The sequence below is a fragment of the Pseudomonas mediterranea CFBP 5447 genome (assembly GCF_000774145.1).
Taxonomy (GTDB): domain Bacteria; phylum Pseudomonadota; class Gammaproteobacteria; order Pseudomonadales; family Pseudomonadaceae; genus Aquipseudomonas; species Aquipseudomonas mediterranea.
In genome coordinates this window covers 599,364-614,916 of the sequence record NZ_KN322987.1, presented here as the reverse complement: position 1 = coordinate 614,916, position 15,553 = coordinate 599,364, and the positions used below count along the sequence as shown (strand labels likewise).

Annotated in this window: 12 protein-coding genes and 1 pseudogene; 5 read left to right on the top strand and 8 right to left on the bottom strand. The window is 61.3% G+C overall.

The window, feature by feature from the left end:
* Positions 1 to 142: 142 nt before the first annotated feature.
* Entirely contained in the window at positions 143 to 1,729 is a 1,587-nt protein-coding gene (locus N005_RS22745) for an ABC-F family ATPase (RefSeq protein ID WP_047703240.1), read from the bottom strand.
* 400 nt (positions 1,730 to 2,129) lie between these two features.
* Here N005_RS22745 and lpxO point away from each other — a divergent pair, with 400 nt between their 5' ends.
* On the top strand, positions 2,130 to 3,029 hold the full coding sequence (lpxO, locus tag N005_RS22740; protein ID WP_047704111.1) for a lipid A hydroxylase LpxO: 900 nt from the start codon (positions 2,130 to 2,132) through the stop codon (positions 3,027 to 3,029).
* Positions 3,030 to 3,059: 30 nt separating this feature from the next.
* Here the strand turns inward: lpxO and ligD are convergent, their stop codons facing one another.
* Positions 3,060 to 5,018: a DNA ligase D gene (gene ligD, locus N005_RS22735; RefSeq protein ID WP_052126453.1), complete on the bottom strand. Its 1,959-nt coding sequence runs from the start codon at positions 5,016 to 5,018 to the stop codon at positions 3,060 to 3,062.
* A gap of 33 nt (positions 5,019 to 5,051) precedes the next feature.
* A complete protein-coding gene (ku, locus tag N005_RS22730) occupies positions 5,052 to 5,942 on the bottom strand; it encodes a non-homologous end joining protein Ku (protein WP_047703239.1) in 891 nt (296 codons plus the stop codon).
* Between the two features lie 325 nt (positions 5,943 to 6,267).
* Here ku and N005_RS22725 point away from each other — a divergent pair, with 325 nt between their 5' ends.
* From N005_RS22725 to N005_RS22710, 4 genes and pseudogenes are all read left to right on the top strand, one after another.
* The gene (locus tag N005_RS22725; protein WP_047703238.1) at positions 6,268 to 6,609 is read left to right on the top strand and encodes a hypothetical protein; all 342 of its coding nucleotides are present in this window, start codon (positions 6,268 to 6,270) and stop codon (positions 6,607 to 6,609) included.
* A gap of 32 nt (positions 6,610 to 6,641) precedes the next feature.
* Entirely contained in the window at positions 6,642 to 7,790 is a 1,149-nt protein-coding gene (locus N005_RS22720; protein WP_047703237.1) for a PQQ-dependent sugar dehydrogenase, read from the top strand.
* 328 nt (positions 7,791 to 8,118) lie between these two features.
* Positions 8,119 to 9,108 (top strand): annotated as a pseudogene (gene ilvA, locus N005_RS22715) (threonine ammonia-lyase, biosynthetic); the annotation flags it as partial.
* 403 nt (positions 9,109 to 9,511) lie between these two features.
* On the top strand, positions 9,512 to 9,793 hold the full coding sequence (locus N005_RS22710) for a DUF1652 domain-containing protein (protein ID WP_047703236.1): 282 nt from the start codon (positions 9,512 to 9,514) through the stop codon (positions 9,791 to 9,793).
* A gap of 82 nt (positions 9,794 to 9,875) precedes the next feature.
* On the opposite strand, the gene N005_RS22705 is transcribed toward N005_RS22710, so the two are convergent.
* The 5 genes from N005_RS22705 to N005_RS22685 all read right to left on the bottom strand — a co-directional run bounded on the left by N005_RS22705 (position 9,876) and on the right by N005_RS22685 (position 15,528).
* Positions 9,876 to 10,139 carry a DUF2790 domain-containing protein gene (locus N005_RS22705; RefSeq protein ID WP_047703235.1) on the bottom strand — a complete coding sequence of 88 codons (264 nt, stop codon included), beginning with the start codon at positions 10,137 to 10,139 and terminating at the stop codon, positions 9,876 to 9,878.
* Positions 10,140 to 10,332: 193 nt separating this feature from the next.
* Positions 10,333 to 11,271, bottom strand: a complete 939-nt coding sequence (locus N005_RS22700; protein ID WP_047703234.1) for a carbohydrate kinase family protein — start codon at positions 11,269 to 11,271, stop codon at positions 10,333 to 10,335.
* Between the two features lie 12 nt (positions 11,272 to 11,283).
* On the bottom strand, positions 11,284 to 12,771 hold the full coding sequence (xylB, locus tag N005_RS22695) for a xylulokinase (protein WP_047703233.1): 1,488 nt from the start codon (positions 12,769 to 12,771) through the stop codon (positions 11,284 to 11,286).
* Positions 12,772 to 12,927: 156 nt separating this feature from the next.
* Entirely contained in the window at positions 12,928 to 14,409 is a 1,482-nt protein-coding gene (locus N005_RS22690) for a mannitol dehydrogenase family protein (RefSeq protein ID WP_047703232.1), read from the bottom strand.
* Positions 14,410 to 14,424: 15 nt separating this feature from the next.
* Positions 14,425 to 15,528 carry an ABC transporter ATP-binding protein gene (locus N005_RS22685; protein WP_047703231.1) on the bottom strand — a complete coding sequence of 368 codons (1,104 nt, stop codon included), beginning with the start codon at positions 15,526 to 15,528 and terminating at the stop codon, positions 14,425 to 14,427.
* Between the last annotated feature and the right edge of the window lie 25 nt (positions 15,529 to 15,553).

Below are 15,553 nucleotides of genomic sequence, written 5' to 3'. Positions count from 1 at the left end.
GGTGTGTCAGGTGTTCAATATGTCGGCTGACATACTGCCATCGCGAGCAGGCTCGCTCCCACAAGGGGGGCTGTGCTCTTGAAATGAAAAAGCCCCGTCACATTGGACAGGGCTTCTCACTTGCAGCTTGCAGCTCGAGGCTTTAGAACATCACACCCTGGCTGCGCAGGTAGTCGTCGTAAGTGCCGCTGAAGTCGACCACGCCATCCGCGCTCAGCTCGATGATCCGAGTGGCCAGGGACGAAACGAACTCACGGTCGTGGCTGACGAAGATCAGCGTGCCCGGGTAGTTCTCCAGCGCCAGGTTCAGCGCTTCGATGGATTCCATGTCCAGGTGGTTGGTCGGTTCGTCCATCACCAGTACGTTCGGTTTCTGCAGGATCAGCTTGCCGAACAGCATGCGGCCCTGTTCACCACCGGAAATCACCTTGACCGACTTGAGGATCTCGTCGTTGGAAAACAGCATGCGGCCCAAGGTGCCACGGATCATCTGTTCCCCTTGGGTCCACTGGCCCATCCAGTCGAACAGGCTGACATCGTCGGCGAAGTCGTGGGCGTGGTCCTGGGCGTAGTAGCCCAGTTCCGCGCTCTCGGTCCACTTCACCGAGCCGGCATCCGGGGCCAGCTCGCCCATCAGGGTGCGCAGCAGGGTGGTCTTGCCGATACCGTTGGGGCCGATGATCGCCACGCGCTCGCCGGCTTCGACGGTGAAGCTGAAGTTCTTGAACAGGGTCTTGCCGTCGAAGCCTTTGGACATGCGCTCGATGGTCACCGCCTGGCGGTGCAGCTTCTTGTTCTGCTCGAAGCGGATGAACGGGCTCACGCGGCTCGATGGCTTGACCTCGGCGAGCTGGATCTTGTCGATCTGCTTGGCGCGGGAGGTGGCCTGCTTGGCTTTCGAGGCGTTGGCCGAGAAGCGGCTGACGAAGGTCTGCAGTTCGGCGATCTGGGCTTTCTTCTTGGCGTTGTCCGACAGCAACTGCTCGCGGGACTGGGTCGCCGCGATCATGTATTCGTCGTAGTTGCCCGGGAACAGGCGCAGCTCGCCGTAGTCCAGGTCGGCCATGTGGGTGCAGACGCTGTTCAGGAAGTGCCGGTCGTGGGAAATGATGATCATGGTGCTGTTACGCGCCGTGAGAATGTTTTCCAGCCAGCGGATGGTGTTGATGTCCAGGTGGTTGGTCGGTTCGTCGAGCAACAGCACTTCAGGATCGGAGAACAGTGCCTGAGCGAGCAATACCCGCAGTTTCCAGCCTGGTGCGACTTCGGTCATCGGGCCGAAATGCTGCTCCAGCGGAATACCCAGGCCCAGCAGCAGCTCACCGGCGCGGGATTCGGCGGTGTAGCCGTCCATTTCGGCGAACTCGGTTTCCAGCTCGGCCACGGCCATGCCGTCTTCTTCGGTCATTTCCGGCAGCGAATAGATGCGATCGCGCTCGGCCTTGACCGCCCACAGCTCTTCATGACCCATGATCACGGTGTCGATCACGGTGAATTGCTCGTAGGCGAACTGGTCCTGGCGCAGTTTACCCAGGCGCACGTTCGGCTCGAGCATGACCTGGCCGCCGGACGGCTCGAGGTCGCCACCGAGGATTTTCATGAAGGTCGACTTGCCGCAACCGTTGGCGCCGATCAGGCCGTAGCGGTTGCCCGCGCCGAATTTGACAGAGACGTTTTCGAACAGCGGCTTGGCGCCGAACTGCATCGTGATGTTAGCTGTAGAGATCAAAGGTTTATCCTGCGGAACATTCAGAGTAGCTAAGGGTGCGGCAGTACCTGTTCAGTACCTGTCTGCGCGCGATTCGCAACCGTGCAAAGGCGGCGCGGTCACAGGCGCAAGGGTCCATCCGGCATAAGAGGACAGCAGCATACGAAGCGCCGAGCCCGAGTGGATGTGCGCGAAACCGGTTCTCGGTGTCGGCCAAAAGGGGGGCGCACAATATTTGGCGGCGATTGTACTGATCTGGCCGCGTTAACGATAGGGTATTGCCCGGGCAAGACAGTTTTTCACAAATGAGGATAACTTTCAGTTACAACATGTGACTAAAATGCCATCTTCTTGATGCGTCTCCTTTGCGTTTGGTTGGCCAGGGGACGCAACCCCGTTCACTCCAGTGCGTGACGATTCCGTGAAACTCATCATTGCTGCGATCTACATCCTGTCCATCGGCTATGTGCACCTGCGCGGGCGCGTGCGGCACAAGCTCGGACGCCAGCTAAGCGACCATTCGTCTTTCCTGGCGCCTGTCAATTGCCTGCTTTACCTGTGTTCGAAACTGCCCAACAAGCCGTACCTGAGCCCGGCGGATTTCCCTGACCTGAGCCCCCTGCAGGCCCACTGGGAAGAGATTCGCGCCGAGGGGCAGAGCCTGTTGCAAGCAGGGGCGATCAAGCGGTCGAATCAATACGATGACGTGGGTTTCAATTCGTTCTTCAAGACGGGCTGGAAGCGTTTTTACCTGAAATGGTACGGCGACAGTCACCCCTCAGCGACAAAGCTGTGTCCACGCACCACCGAGCTGGTGCAGAGCATCGGCTCGATCAAGGCGGCGATGTTCGCCGAGCTGCCGCCAGGTTCCAAGCTGGTACGGCACCGCGATCCGTACGCCGGGTCGTATCGGTACCATCTGGGCCTGGAAACCCCCAACGATGCCGGTTGCTATATCAATGTCGATGGCGAGCCTTACCATTGGCGTGATGGCGAGGCGGTGATCTTTGACGAAACCTTCATCCATTACGCCGAAAACACCACTTCCGAGAACCGCATCATCCTGTTTTGCGACGTCGAGCGACCCATGCGGTTTCGCTGGGCGACCGCTTTCAATCGCTGGTTCAGCCGCACCGTGATGGCCGCTGCGGGTGCGCCGAACGATGCTGGCGACAAGACGGGTGGGTTGAACCGGGCGTTCTCCAGGCTCTACAAGATTCGCTTGCAGGGCAAGGCGCTGAAGAAGCGCAACCGAAAGCTGTATTACCTACAGAAGTGGGCGTTCTTCGGCGGCCTGCTGGCGGTGTTCATCTGGATCTGAACCCTTGCCTGGCCCGGTGGGAGCCAGTGTTCACTCACCGGGCTTTTCTGCGTCCAGTTGCTCCCACATCCTGGCGGTGATCCGTTGGCGATGGCTGAAACCTTCCCATGGATCGGCTCCCAGGCCCCTGACGCGTTCAAGGACCGTCTGGACATCCCATTGCTGGGCGTTACGCAAGCCGTCGAGTTCGGCCCTGGCGACCGGAACCGATACCGGCAAGCCCGGCCGGGCGCGTACCGAGTACGCGGCGACCGTGCTGGCGCCCCGGGCATTACGCAGGTAGTCGACGAACACCTTCCCGATCCGATTCTTGGGGCCCATGGTCGCGGTGATCTGCTCCGGCATCTGGCGGGTCATGAACTGTGAGATCGCTTTTGCGAAGGCCTTGGTGGCGTCCCAGCCTTCGCCGCGTGCCAGCGGCACGACGATGTGCATGCCTTTGCCGCCGCTGGTCTTGAGAAAGGCCTGCAGGCCCAGCTCATCGAGCAGCGCCAAGGTCATGCGAGTGGCCTCGAGCATGGCGCTCCAAGGCAGCGATGGATCGGGGTCCAGGTCCAGGATGAGCAGGTCCGGCGTTTCGATCCGGTCGTGGGTGGCGGTCCAGGTGTGCAGTTCCACCGTGCCCATCTGCGCCGCGCTGATGAGCGCCTGGAGGCTGTCGATTTCCATCAGGGCGGCATGGCCTGGGTCCAATCCCGGATCCAGCTGCTTGATATGGGGGATCTCCAGGCGATCGGCATGTTTCTGAAAGAACTGTTCTTCGCCGATCCCGTCCGGTGCCCGCAACAGCGCGACGGGGCGCTGTTTCAGGTGGGGCAGGATCCACGGGGCGATGTCTGCGTAATACTGGGCCAGTTCGACTTTCTGCACGCCACTGACGCTGTCGATGACGCGCTCGGGATGGGTGATTTTCACGCCGCCGACGTCAACCTCACGTTTTTTGCCGCCGTGCTTGGGTTCCGGCGTCCTGGTTCTTTTCGGCAGCGGGTGCTCGCGGACAATCTTGTTCGCTGGCATATCTTCGAGCAGCGCCACGACGGCGGCCTGGCGTACCAAGCCGCTGGCGGTCCATTCGGTGAACTCGATCTCACAGACCAGGTCAGGTTCGACCCACTGCACGCCGCGCCCTTGTGTCGGGTTGACAGGTTTGGCCAGGGGCGAGGCATCCTGCACGGAGAGTCGCTCCTGCAAGCGTTTGATTTCATCCCGGCTGAGCCCGCTGCTGACCCGGCCGGCATACACCAGGCCTGAAGGTTCGTTGACTGCGAGCAACAAGGCACCGAAGCCGTTGCGCTTGTCTTGCGACCGGGTGAACCCGACGATCACAAAGGCCTGGCGCAGCCGGCACTTCAGATTGACCCAGTCGCTGCTGCGCCGTGACACATAAGGGCTGCCCTGGCGTTTGCCGACCACACGGTCCAGCGAGAGGGCGCTGGCGCTTTCCAGGATCTCATCCTCGCTGGCGGAAAAGGCTTCGGAGAAGCGCAATCGCTTGCCGCCGTGATGCTTGAGGACTTTTCTCAAGGCTGCCCGTCGTTCTTCCACAGGTGTCTGGCGCAAGTCTTCGCCATTGAGGAAGGGGGCGTCGAACAGCACGTAGACCATGTCCACGGTACGGCCGATTTCAAAGGCGTCGCGCAGGGCGCCCATGTCGGACTGGCCGGTTTCGTCGAGCAGAACCAAGTCGCCGTCCAGCCAACTGTCTCCCAAGTTCAGCTCGGTCAGGGCCTGGGCATGCAGTTTGAGGCGTTCGGTCCAGTCCTCGTGGTCGCGGCTGAACAGGCGGACTTCGCCACCCTCGATGCGGGTCAGCAGCCGATAGCCGTCGAATTTGACTTCATAGCGCCATTCGCCGGAGGGCGGTTGCTCCACGGGCGTTGCCAGCTGCGGCGGCAGGCGTTCGGGGAGACGTTCTTTGCGACCCCGTTGGGGGCGGCTGCTCTCGGTTTTTTCGGAGGTAGGGGCAGATTCACGATCGGCCTTGGCCATGACAGATTCCCTTGTTTCGCTAACGTCCGTGGTTCAGCCCCGGGAGGCCTTGGTGGCTTTTTTGGCGGGAGCGGATTTACTGGTCTTTGCCGCTTTTGCAGACGCTTTTGCGGCGGGCTTGTCGGCGGGCTTGCCCTTGCTGCCCAGGCTGCGCTTGAGCAGCTCGGTAAGGTCGATGACGTCGGCGGTCTTGCGTTGTTCCTCGCCCGGGTCGGTTTCCACTGCTTCGAGCCGGCCCTCGTTGGCCTTTTTCTCCACCAGCTCCATGATCTTGTCCTGGAAACTGTCTCGATAATCCTGGGGTTCCCAGTCGGCGCTCATGTCTTGCACCAGGCGCTTGGCCATTTCCAGCTCGCCTTTGACCAGGTTCGGCTTGGTGACCTCGTCACCCAGCTCCAGGATGTCCAGCCCACGCACCTCCGCCGGCCAGCGCAGCATCACCAGCACCAGAGCCGACTCCAGGGGCATCAGCGCCGCCAGGTGTTGACGTGTATGCAGCACGACGTGGGCCAGGGCCACCTTGTTGGTCTTGATCAGGGTTTCGCGAAGCAACGCGTAGACTTTGCCGCCACGCTTGTCGGGGGCGAGGAAGTAGGGCGTATCGATGTTCTGCAGCGGGATCTTCTCGCTGTCGACGAAGGAAAAGATATCGATGGTCTGGGTGGACTTGGGGTGGGCGGAGCGGATTTCCTCTTCGCTGAGCAGCACGTATTGGCCTTTCTGGTACTCGACGCCCTTGACGATGTCTTCCTTGGTCACCTCCTTTCCCGTGACCTTGTTGACCCGTTTGTAGCCCACCGGATCCATGCTGCGCTTGTCCAACCAGTCGAAATCCACACCTTGGGACGACGTCGCCGAGACCAGCGCCACGGGAATGTGGACCAGCCCGAAACTGATTGCGCCTTTCCAGATTGCCCGTGCCATGGAGCGGTTTCCTTGCCGTGAAGGGTTCTCTCTGGTGACCTTCCCGTCTTTGAAAAAGTTTCCATCGGGCGCCGGCTGGCGGTGTGGCAGGGCGGCGCCTCTTCGATGAATACAGACCCCGGAAGGCGCCCCTGTGGGGGCGAACCCGCTCGCGATGGCGGTGTGTCAGTCAACATAGCCATCGCGAGCAGGCTCGCTCCCACAGGATTGCTCTCAGAGACGCCTCGTTACATCTTCAAGCGGATATTTCGCTTAACAACCGTGAACCTGCGCGGTAGCGTGTTTTCGATATCCCCGAGCGATTTCCGCGAAGCAGGAGGTACCGATGAACAGGCTCGTACTCGCCATCACCACGCTGTTGCTGAGCGCCGTCGCTCAGGCCGCGACACCCGTCCAGGCCCCTGTGATCGTGGCCCAGAACCTGCCGGGCAACAACAACCCCTACAACAATCCCATCCGTCGGGCCAATCCCAACAGCATGCAGGGAACCCAGCCCAACGTACCGACGATCCACAACAACCCGACGGTGCCGATGCCCCCTCGGCCGACCCTGGAAAACGGCGGTATCGGCAATGGCTATCCGCGTTCGGCGCCGCCGGTGGGGTCGCCCAGGCCTACCATCGAATCCGGTACGCCACCCAGGAATCCGAACGGCAGCAATCGCTAGTCGTCTAGTTCCCATCACAGAAGGAAGTGTGCATGTTGCGTAAAACACTCCAGGCCGCATTCTGCGCCAGCGCGATCCTGATCCTTGCCGCGCCGGCCGGGGCCGCACAAACCCAGGCATTGAAGAGCGAAGAAGGCACCGTGGAGGTGACCACCGTGGTCAGGGGTCTGAAGCATCCCTGGTCCGTGGCATTCCTGCCGGGGCAACGGGGCATGCTGGTCACGGAGCGACAGGGCAATCTGCGCCTGGTGAGCCCCGATGGTCAGCTGTCGGCGCCACTGAGCGGTGTACCCGAGGTATGGGCCAACGGCCAGGGCGGCTTACTGGACGTGGTGTTGTCGCCGGATTTCAAGCAGGATCGCACCGTATACCTGTCCTACGCCGAGGCTGGCAAAGACGGCAAGGCCGGTACCGCCGTGGGGCGTGGGCAGCTCTCCGAAGATTCGAAACGCCTGGAGAACTTCGACGTGATTTTCCGTCAGCAACCCAAGCTCTCCACGGGTAATCACTTCGGCTCGCGGCTGGTCTTCGACCGCGAGGGCTATCTGTTCATCACCCTGGGGGAAAACAACGACCGCCCGACGGCCCAGGACCTGGACAAGCTGCAAGGCAAGGTCGTGCGCATCTACCCGGATGGCAAGGTGCCGGATGACAACCCCTTTGTCGGTCAGGAGAATGTCCGTCCCGAGATCTGGTCTTTTGGCCTTCGCAATCCCCAAGGGGCCGCACTCAACCCCTGGAGCGGCACATTGTGGGAGAACGAGCATGGGCCCAAGGGCGGCGATGAACTGAATATCATCGAGCGCGGCAAGAATTACGGCTGGCCGCTGGCGACCCACGGCATCAACTACTCCGGTGCGCCGATTCCCGAAGCCAAGGGCAAGAGCGCCGAGGGCACGCTTGGTCCGCACCATGTCTGGCAGGTCTCGCCGGGCCTCAGTGGCATGGCGTTCTATGACAACGAGCGTTTCAAGCCTTGGCAGCATAACGTCTTCATCGGTGCGTTGGTGTCCCGCAACCTGATCCGCCTGCAAATGGAAGGGGACAAGGTCGTACACGAAGAGCGTCTGTTGGGCGAGCTCCAGGAGCGGATCCGCGATGTACGCCAGGGCCCGGATGGGTACCTGTATGTGCTGACGGATGAAGACGATGGTGCGCTGTATAAAGTCGGGCTTAAATGAGCCGGATCCTGTAGGCACCCGGAAAAATTGTGGGAGCGAGCCTGCTCGCGATGGCGGCGGCACAGTCAACATTTCTATAGTTGAGACACCGCTATCGCGAGCAGGCTCGCTCCCACAGGGATTATTACTGGGCAAGAACAACTCACCATTGACTTGCCGGCAGAGCCCGGCTAATTTCCAGCCATGACTTCTACCGTACTGCGCAGCCAGCCAAGCATTATTACCGCCATTCCTATTTGGCGGGCTAGCTGACGGCTGCACCCAACCCGCCCTTGAGGCGGGTTTTTTCTTTCTGTCTCCTGGGCCCGATTCGAACCAGGAGACCGCCATGAACGCATCCCACCCCCAGCAAACGTTGCTGGAGCATTACGTTAAGAAGATCCTCGCCGCGCCGGTGTACGAACTGGCCGTGCGTACGCCGCTGCAAGCGGCTCCTGCGCTCTCCGAAGCCCTGGGAAACCGGGTCCTGCTCAAGCGTGAGGACCTGCAGCCAACCTTTTCTTTCAAGATCCGCGGTGCCTACAACAAGCTCGTGCAGTTGACGCCGGAGCAACGGGCCCGTGGGGTCATCACCGCCTCGGCCGGCAACCACGCCCAAGGGGTTGCTCTGGCGGCACGGGAGTTGGGGATCTCGGCCTGCATCGTCATGCCGGTGAGCTCGCCGCAATTGAAAGTGCTGGGTGTACGCAACCGGGGCGCCGAGGCGCTGCTGCATGGCGAGAGCTTTCCGTTCGCCCTGGCGCATGCACTGGAACTGGCGAGGCAGACCGGCCGAGAGTTCGTTTCACCGTTCGATGACCCGGATGTCATCGCCGGCCAAGGCACGGTCGCCATGGAAATACTGCGCCAGCACGTCGGTGCGCTGGACGCCATCTTCGTCCCGGTCGGCGGTGGCGGGCTGATCGCTGGGGTTGCAGCCTACGTTAAATACCTGCGTCCGGAAGTCCGAATCATCGGTGTGGAATCGCAGCATTCCGCTTGCCTGCAGGCGGCGCTGACCGTCGGAGAGCGAGTCGTCCTGCCTGCCGTGGGAACCTTCGCCGATGGTGTCGCCGTGGCGCAGATCGGCGCCCATGGCTTCGAAGTCTGCCGCTTCTGTGTCGACGAGGTGATAACCGTCAGCGACGACCAGCTCTGTGCTGCGATCAAGGACATCTATGACGACACCCGTTCCATCACCGAGCCATCCGGTGCCCTGGCCGTGGCGGGCATCAAACAGTACGTCGCTCGCACCGGTGTACGGGGCCAGACTTTGATCGCCATTGACTCCGGGGCCAACATCAATTTCGACAGTTTGCGCCATGTGGCCGAGCGCGCCGCCGTCGAAACGGTGTGACATGACCTGTCATCGCTTTTTTCAAATACCCGACGGATGCCCGGGGCCGCCTTTGCAAAATGGGGCTACTCTAGCCTTCGACAGCAATAAGTGATTGCGGTCTGCATGCAGTTTGCAAGAAGGAAAGCGTCGTTCTCTTGCATTTTGCACGGAATGTTCGACGCGCCGGCTCACTAAGTGGTTGATTTACATCAAACAAAAATGTGGCAAATGCAGGCATGTTCTTTGCGGGATGATTCAGGAGTTCGCTTCCCGGGCTCATTGATCAGAACGCCAAGAAATGAACATACGGCACGGTATTCGTAGTCTCAGTCCGCAGGGAAGAAACGGACGAAATACTGTTGTTGTAAACATAAATTGGCCGCCTCAACAGGAGAGAGTTGCCATGTTTTTATCTGCCCTCGAAATGCGCAATATCATTGAAAGCAGTTTGCTGCCCAAGCGCTCGCAATGCACTTTGTCACCCGACTTGACCATGACGATCAAGATTTTCGACGATCATGAAACCGACCGTGTGGCCTTGATCAAGTCCAACATCGATGCCAACAAACTCACGGGCTGCCGGGCGATCAACGACCTGATTGCCGAGCTGCGCACCGAACTCGACCACAACCACGGTAACGGGAACTACTTTCATCAACAGCATCACCGTATGACCGGGCGCTGATCACGGCCTTGTCTCGGTAATCTGACGCCCGGGTCCGGCCGATAGCCGAACCCGGCGTCCAGTTTCAATGCGACGATGGCATTCAACTTTCGCTCGTACAAGCATCCGAAAGCTTGCGATAGGACACGTCTCGGGTTTGTCCCGCCTTGTCGACGTACACCATTCTTGCAGTGATGACTTCGCAATAGGGTGTGGACGGTTCCGTCAATGACAACACCTTCTTGATTTCCAATGGCATGCCATAGTGATAGGGCGTGGACTCTGGGGTATCGTCCGCCTGAGCCACACCGGTGATACCGATCAGGCCCAGTAAGGTCGCAGCAGCTACTAGCGCACTCGTATTCATGTTCAAAACTCCGCAGCAGAGAGACGTCGACTTGATGCCTTGGCATCGAGATCCGCCGCGCGGCGACTCTGTCAGGGAGGGCGCGGTCCGGGCCAGTCTCGGATCGCGGAATTAAAAGTGGGTTAAGTGAAACACCCGGCTACACCCAGGCTGCCGCAATGCCAGACGAAGCGGCAGGCGCTGGGGGAAGTGGTCAGTTCAACTGCTGGCGATAGGGCAGGTCCGGTCCGGTCTTGCCACAGGTCAGTGCGGCTGCACGCATGGCAAAGTCGAGCATGGCGCTGATCTGATCCCGGGTCAGAGTCAGAAGGCCCTCGACCGAGTCCAATTGCTGTTCGATCAACCAGGTAATCAAGGCAGCCTGGAACGTATCGCCTGCACCCACGGTGTCAGCGATTTTCACCGAGCAGGCCGGCATCGACCAGGTGCCATGGCGACGGCTGAACACGCTTGCGCCCTGACCACCGCGGGTCAGGAACACCAACTGACAACGATGTTCCAGCCAGCCTTCGATCACCACCTGGGGATCTTGTTCGGGATAGAGCAGGCTCAGGTCTTCGTCGCTGACCTTGATCAGGTCGGCGTACTCCACCAGCGTTGCAATCCGTGAGCGCCACAGTTCGATGTCCGGCTGCGGGTTGAGTCGCACGTTCGGGTCCAGGCTGATCAGGCGCTTGCCGCTCTCCCGTTGCACCAACGCCAGCAGGGTGTCGCCGATCGGTTGCACCACCAGGCAGAACGAGCCGAAATGCAGGCCAGTCACTTCAGGGCCCAATTCGGGCAGGTGCTCCAGGCCCAGTTGCCGATCCGCGCAGCCTTCGCCGCGAAAACTGTAATGGGGCGAGCCGTTTGCGCCCACGGCGACCATCGCCAGGGTGGTCGGTGCATCGAAGTCCTGCAGATATTGGGTGCCGACACCTTCGTCGAGCAGGACCTGTTGCAAGCGCCGGCCAAGGAAGTCGCTGGACAGTCCGGCAAACAGCGCCGACTCCACGCCCAGGCGACGCAGTCCTACCGCCACGTTGAACGGCGAACCGCCGGCGATGGCCTTGAAATTGACCTGCGAGGCCCGGCCGCCTTCTTCTTCATCACTGAAGAAATCAAACAGTGCTTCACCACACACCAGATACATGAATGTCTGCTCTCAAAGGGTTGCGACGTGTTGTCGATAGGTTTCGTAGGCTTGTTGGGCGGCCGCGACATGTTCGGCGACCGGCCGGGTTTCGCTGGCCGTGTCGAGTTTGACGCAACGCTCGCAGAGTTCGGCCAGGCTTTGTTGCGATCCGGACTGACACCACGCCGCCTGGATCGCCGCGCCCAGGGCAGCCGCTTCGCTCTGTTCAGTGCAGATGACCGTGGTGTTCATGATGTCGGCAACGATCTGCCGCCATACCGGGCTCTTCGAGCCGCCGCCGATCAGGCGGATGCTCCGTGCTTCCAGTCCGGTGGCGCGCAGCAGGTCCAGGCCATAGCGCAAGCCGAAGGTGGTGCCTTCGACCACGGCCCGGCACAGGTTGGCCCGGTTCAGGTTGGTGGTCGTCAGGCCCAGCAGGCTGGCGGTGGCATGGGGCAGGGCGGGGACCCGCTCACCGTTGAGGAACGGCAGCATGCAGACCCCTTCGGCGCCGATCGGGGCCTGGGCCACCAGGGTGTTGAAGGTCTCGATGTCCAGCTCGAAGAGTTCGCGTATCGCGCTGGTGGCGTTGGTCAGGTTCATGGTGCAGATCAGCGGCAGCCAGCCGCCGCTGGATGAGCAGAAGGCCGCTACCGAGGCCTCGGGGCTGATCGCGGGCTCGCCGGCATAGGCGTACACCGTGCCGGAGGAGCCGAGGCTCATGGTGATCACGCCGGGCTGGATATTGCCAGTGCCGATGGCGCCCATCATGTTGTCGCCGCCGCCGCTTGCCACGATGGCATCGGGGTTGATGCCCAGCCGTGCGGCAATGGCCGGCAGGATGCGCCCCACCGGCTGATGGGCCTCGATCAGTTCAGGGAGCGCCGCTTGCAACCGGCCATTGGGGTCGATGTGCTGCAACAGCTGCAGGTCCCATTGGCGGGTGCGCACGTTGAAATAGCCGGTGCCCGAGGCATCGCCGTATTCGCTGCAATGACGGCCGGTGAGCCAGTGGTTCAGGAAGTCATGGGGCAACAGGATGTGAGCGATGCGAGCAAAAATCTGCGGATGGTGTTCCCGGGTCCACAACAGCTTGGACACCGTGTAGCCAGGGGCGATGACCACTCCGAGACGCTCCAGGGCGCCGCTTTCCCCGCCCAGGTGCATCAGCAGTTGATCGTTTTGCGGGGTACTTTCGGTGTCGCACCAGAGCTTGGCCGGGCGCAGTACCTGATCCTGCTCATCGAGCAACACCAGGCCATGCTGCTGGCCGGAGACGCCAATGCCAAGAATCGCCTGGCCATCGACACCGGCGTCCGCCAAGGCCTGGTGAGTGGCCTGGATGAACGCATCGATCCATTGCCCGGTGTCTTGTTCACGCCGGCCATTGGCACCACTGATCATGGTGTGGGCTGCGGCCCCCTGGCCCAGGACCTGGCCGCTGTTCGCATCCAGGATCAAGGCCTTGGTGCCTTGGGTGCCGCAGTCGATGCCCAGGAACAACTGTTGATTTGCCATAGAAACCCTCATGTGCGTGACACTGAACCGTGACAGATCGTTCCCACGCTCTGCGTGGGAATGCCTCGACGGACGCTCCGCGTTCGGCTTGTGGGGCGCAGAGCGTCCCTGGCTACATTCCCACGCAGAGCGTGGGAACGATCAACCGCGTGCAGTTTAGTCTGCGTCGACCAACACCCGCTCAAGTGTCCGGGTCACCCCATGTTCGCGCAAGCTGTTGCAGCACCACTCGAAGGCCGCGACGAACTCCGCCGAGCGCGGGATCGCCGTGCCGAAAATCTCCTCGACCTCCAGCATCCGCTGGGTCACCAGCGCATCGTCGGCCACCAGTGCCTGGCAGAATTCTGCCCGCGGGTCAGGAATCCTGTAGCTCTCGCCGTTTTCGTCCACGCCCTTGAGATACACGGCCCAGGCCGCGACTACCAGCGCCGCGCGGCGGGTTTCGCCACCGTCGGCAATCAAGCGGTTGATGGTCGGCACGGTGAATTTCGGAAACTTCGACGAGCCGTCCGAGCACACCCGCTCCAGCTGGTCGGCGATGGCTTGGTTGGAGAAGCGCTCCACCAGGGTGTCCTTGTAGTCGTCCAGGTCGATGCCCGGCACCGGCGCCAGCTGTGGCGTCACGTCCAGGTCCATGTAGGCACGGATGTAACGCACGAACAACGGGTCGTTCATGGTTTCATGGACGAAGCGATAACCCTTGAGAAACCCCAGGTAGGTCAGGGCCAGATGGCTGCCGTTGAGCAGTTTGATCTTCATTTCCTCATAGGGGGAGACGTCATCGGTGAACTGCACGCCGACCTTTTCCCAGGCCGGGCGTCCGTTGACGAATTTGTCTTCCAGCACCCACTGCACGAATGGCTCGCAGACCACCGGCCAGGCATCGTCGATGCCGTGTTCGTCGTGCAGTTGCAGGCGATGGGCGACGCTGGTCATGGGGGTGATGCGGTCGACCATGGCGTTGGGAAAGCTCACGTTGTGGTCGATCCACTGCGCCAGTCCGGCGTCGTGCAGCGTGGCGAAGGCCAGCAATGCCTTGCGGGTCACCGCGCCGTTGTGGGGCAGGTTATCGCAGGACATCAGGGTAAACGCCGGCGTCCCGGCGGCGCGGCGTTTGGCCAGGGCGGCGCAGAGGAAGCCGAACACCGTGGTCGGAGCATCCGGGTGGGCGAGGTCGTGCTGGATCTGCGGCAGATGGGCCATGAACTCGCCGTTGCTGTCGTCGATGCAGTAGCCGCCTTCGGTAATGGTCAGCGAAACGATGCGGATCTGCGGATCCGCCAGTTTGTCGATCAACACCTGGGCGCCGTCTTCGGCCAGCAACATGTCGCTGATGGCACCAATCACGCGGACTTCGGTGTCGTCGGTGTCGCCCAGTTCGTACAAGGTAAACAGATAATCCTGGCTGGCCAGGTCGTCCCGGGCGCGGCGATCTTCGGCCCGCAACCCAACGCCGCAGATGGCCCAGTCCAGGTCGGCGCCGGTGTTCATCAGCGCGTCGGTGTAGTAGGCCTGGTGAGCCCGATGGAAGCCGCCGACACCGATGTGGGCGATGCCTTGGCGGAGATCGCCCAAGGGATAGGCGGGCAGGGCAACTTCCGGCTTGAGGTTATGCAGGTTCTGGCGGTTGAGTTTCATCACAAGTCTCGGTAATCAGGCGGCGGCGCGCAGCACACGGGTGACCGCTACGCCATCGGCATCGAACAAATGGCAATGTTGGGCGTCCAGGTGCAGGTTCAGTTGTTCGCCGAACCGGCTCGCCAGGTCGCCGTGAACCCGCATGGTCAGGGCTTCCCCGGACGCGGTATTGACGTGACAGAAGGTGTCGCTGCCCAGGCGCTCGCTGACATCGGCGATGACCTGCAGCGTGCACTCACCGGGCTGCGCCAGGTTCAAGTGCTCCGGACGGATGCCCAAAGTGACTGGGCTGCCGACGCTGAGACTCGCCCCGTTCACTGGCAGTTGGATACGCGTGCCGGCGTCCAGCTGAACTTCGCAACCCTGACCGTTGAGTGCGCTGACCTTGCCTTTGAGAAAACCCATTTTCGGCGTACCGAGGAACCCGGCGACAAACAGGTTGGCCGGCTGGTGGTACAGCTCCAGGGGCGAGCCGACCTGCTCGATGCGTCCGCCGTTGAGCACCACCACCTTGTCGGCCAGGGTCATGGCTTCGACCTGATCGTGGGTCACGTAGATCATGGTCGCCTGCAGTTCCTTGTGCAGCCGCGCCAGTTCCAGGCGCATCTGCACGCGCAGGGCAGCGTCGAGGTTGGACAGTGGTTCGTCGAACAGGAAGATTTTCGGATTGCGCACGATGGCCCGGCCGATTGCCACCCGCTGGCGCTGGCCGCCGGACAGTTGTTTGGGCTTGCGTTCGAGCATCGGTCCGAGTTCGAGGATGCGCGCGGCTTCGTTGACCTTCTTCTCGACGTCGGCCTTGGGCACGCCCGCCAGGTCGAGGGCGAAGGACATGTTCTTGCGCACGCTCATGTGTGGGTACAAGGCATAAGTCTGGAACACCATCGCCAGATCGCGCTTGGCCGGGCTGACTTCGGTGATGTCACGTCCGTCCAGCTCGATGGTGCCGTCGCTGACTTCTTCCAGGCCGGCGATCAGCCGCAGCAAGGTGGATTTGCCGCAGCCAGACGGGCCGACGAAGACCACGAACTCGCGGTCATTCACTTCAAGGTCGATGCCCTTGATGATGGAAAAGCCTTCGAAGCCTTTTTGCAGATTCTTGATTTTCAGGTTGGCCATGATGATGGGCCTCCACGTCTGATTA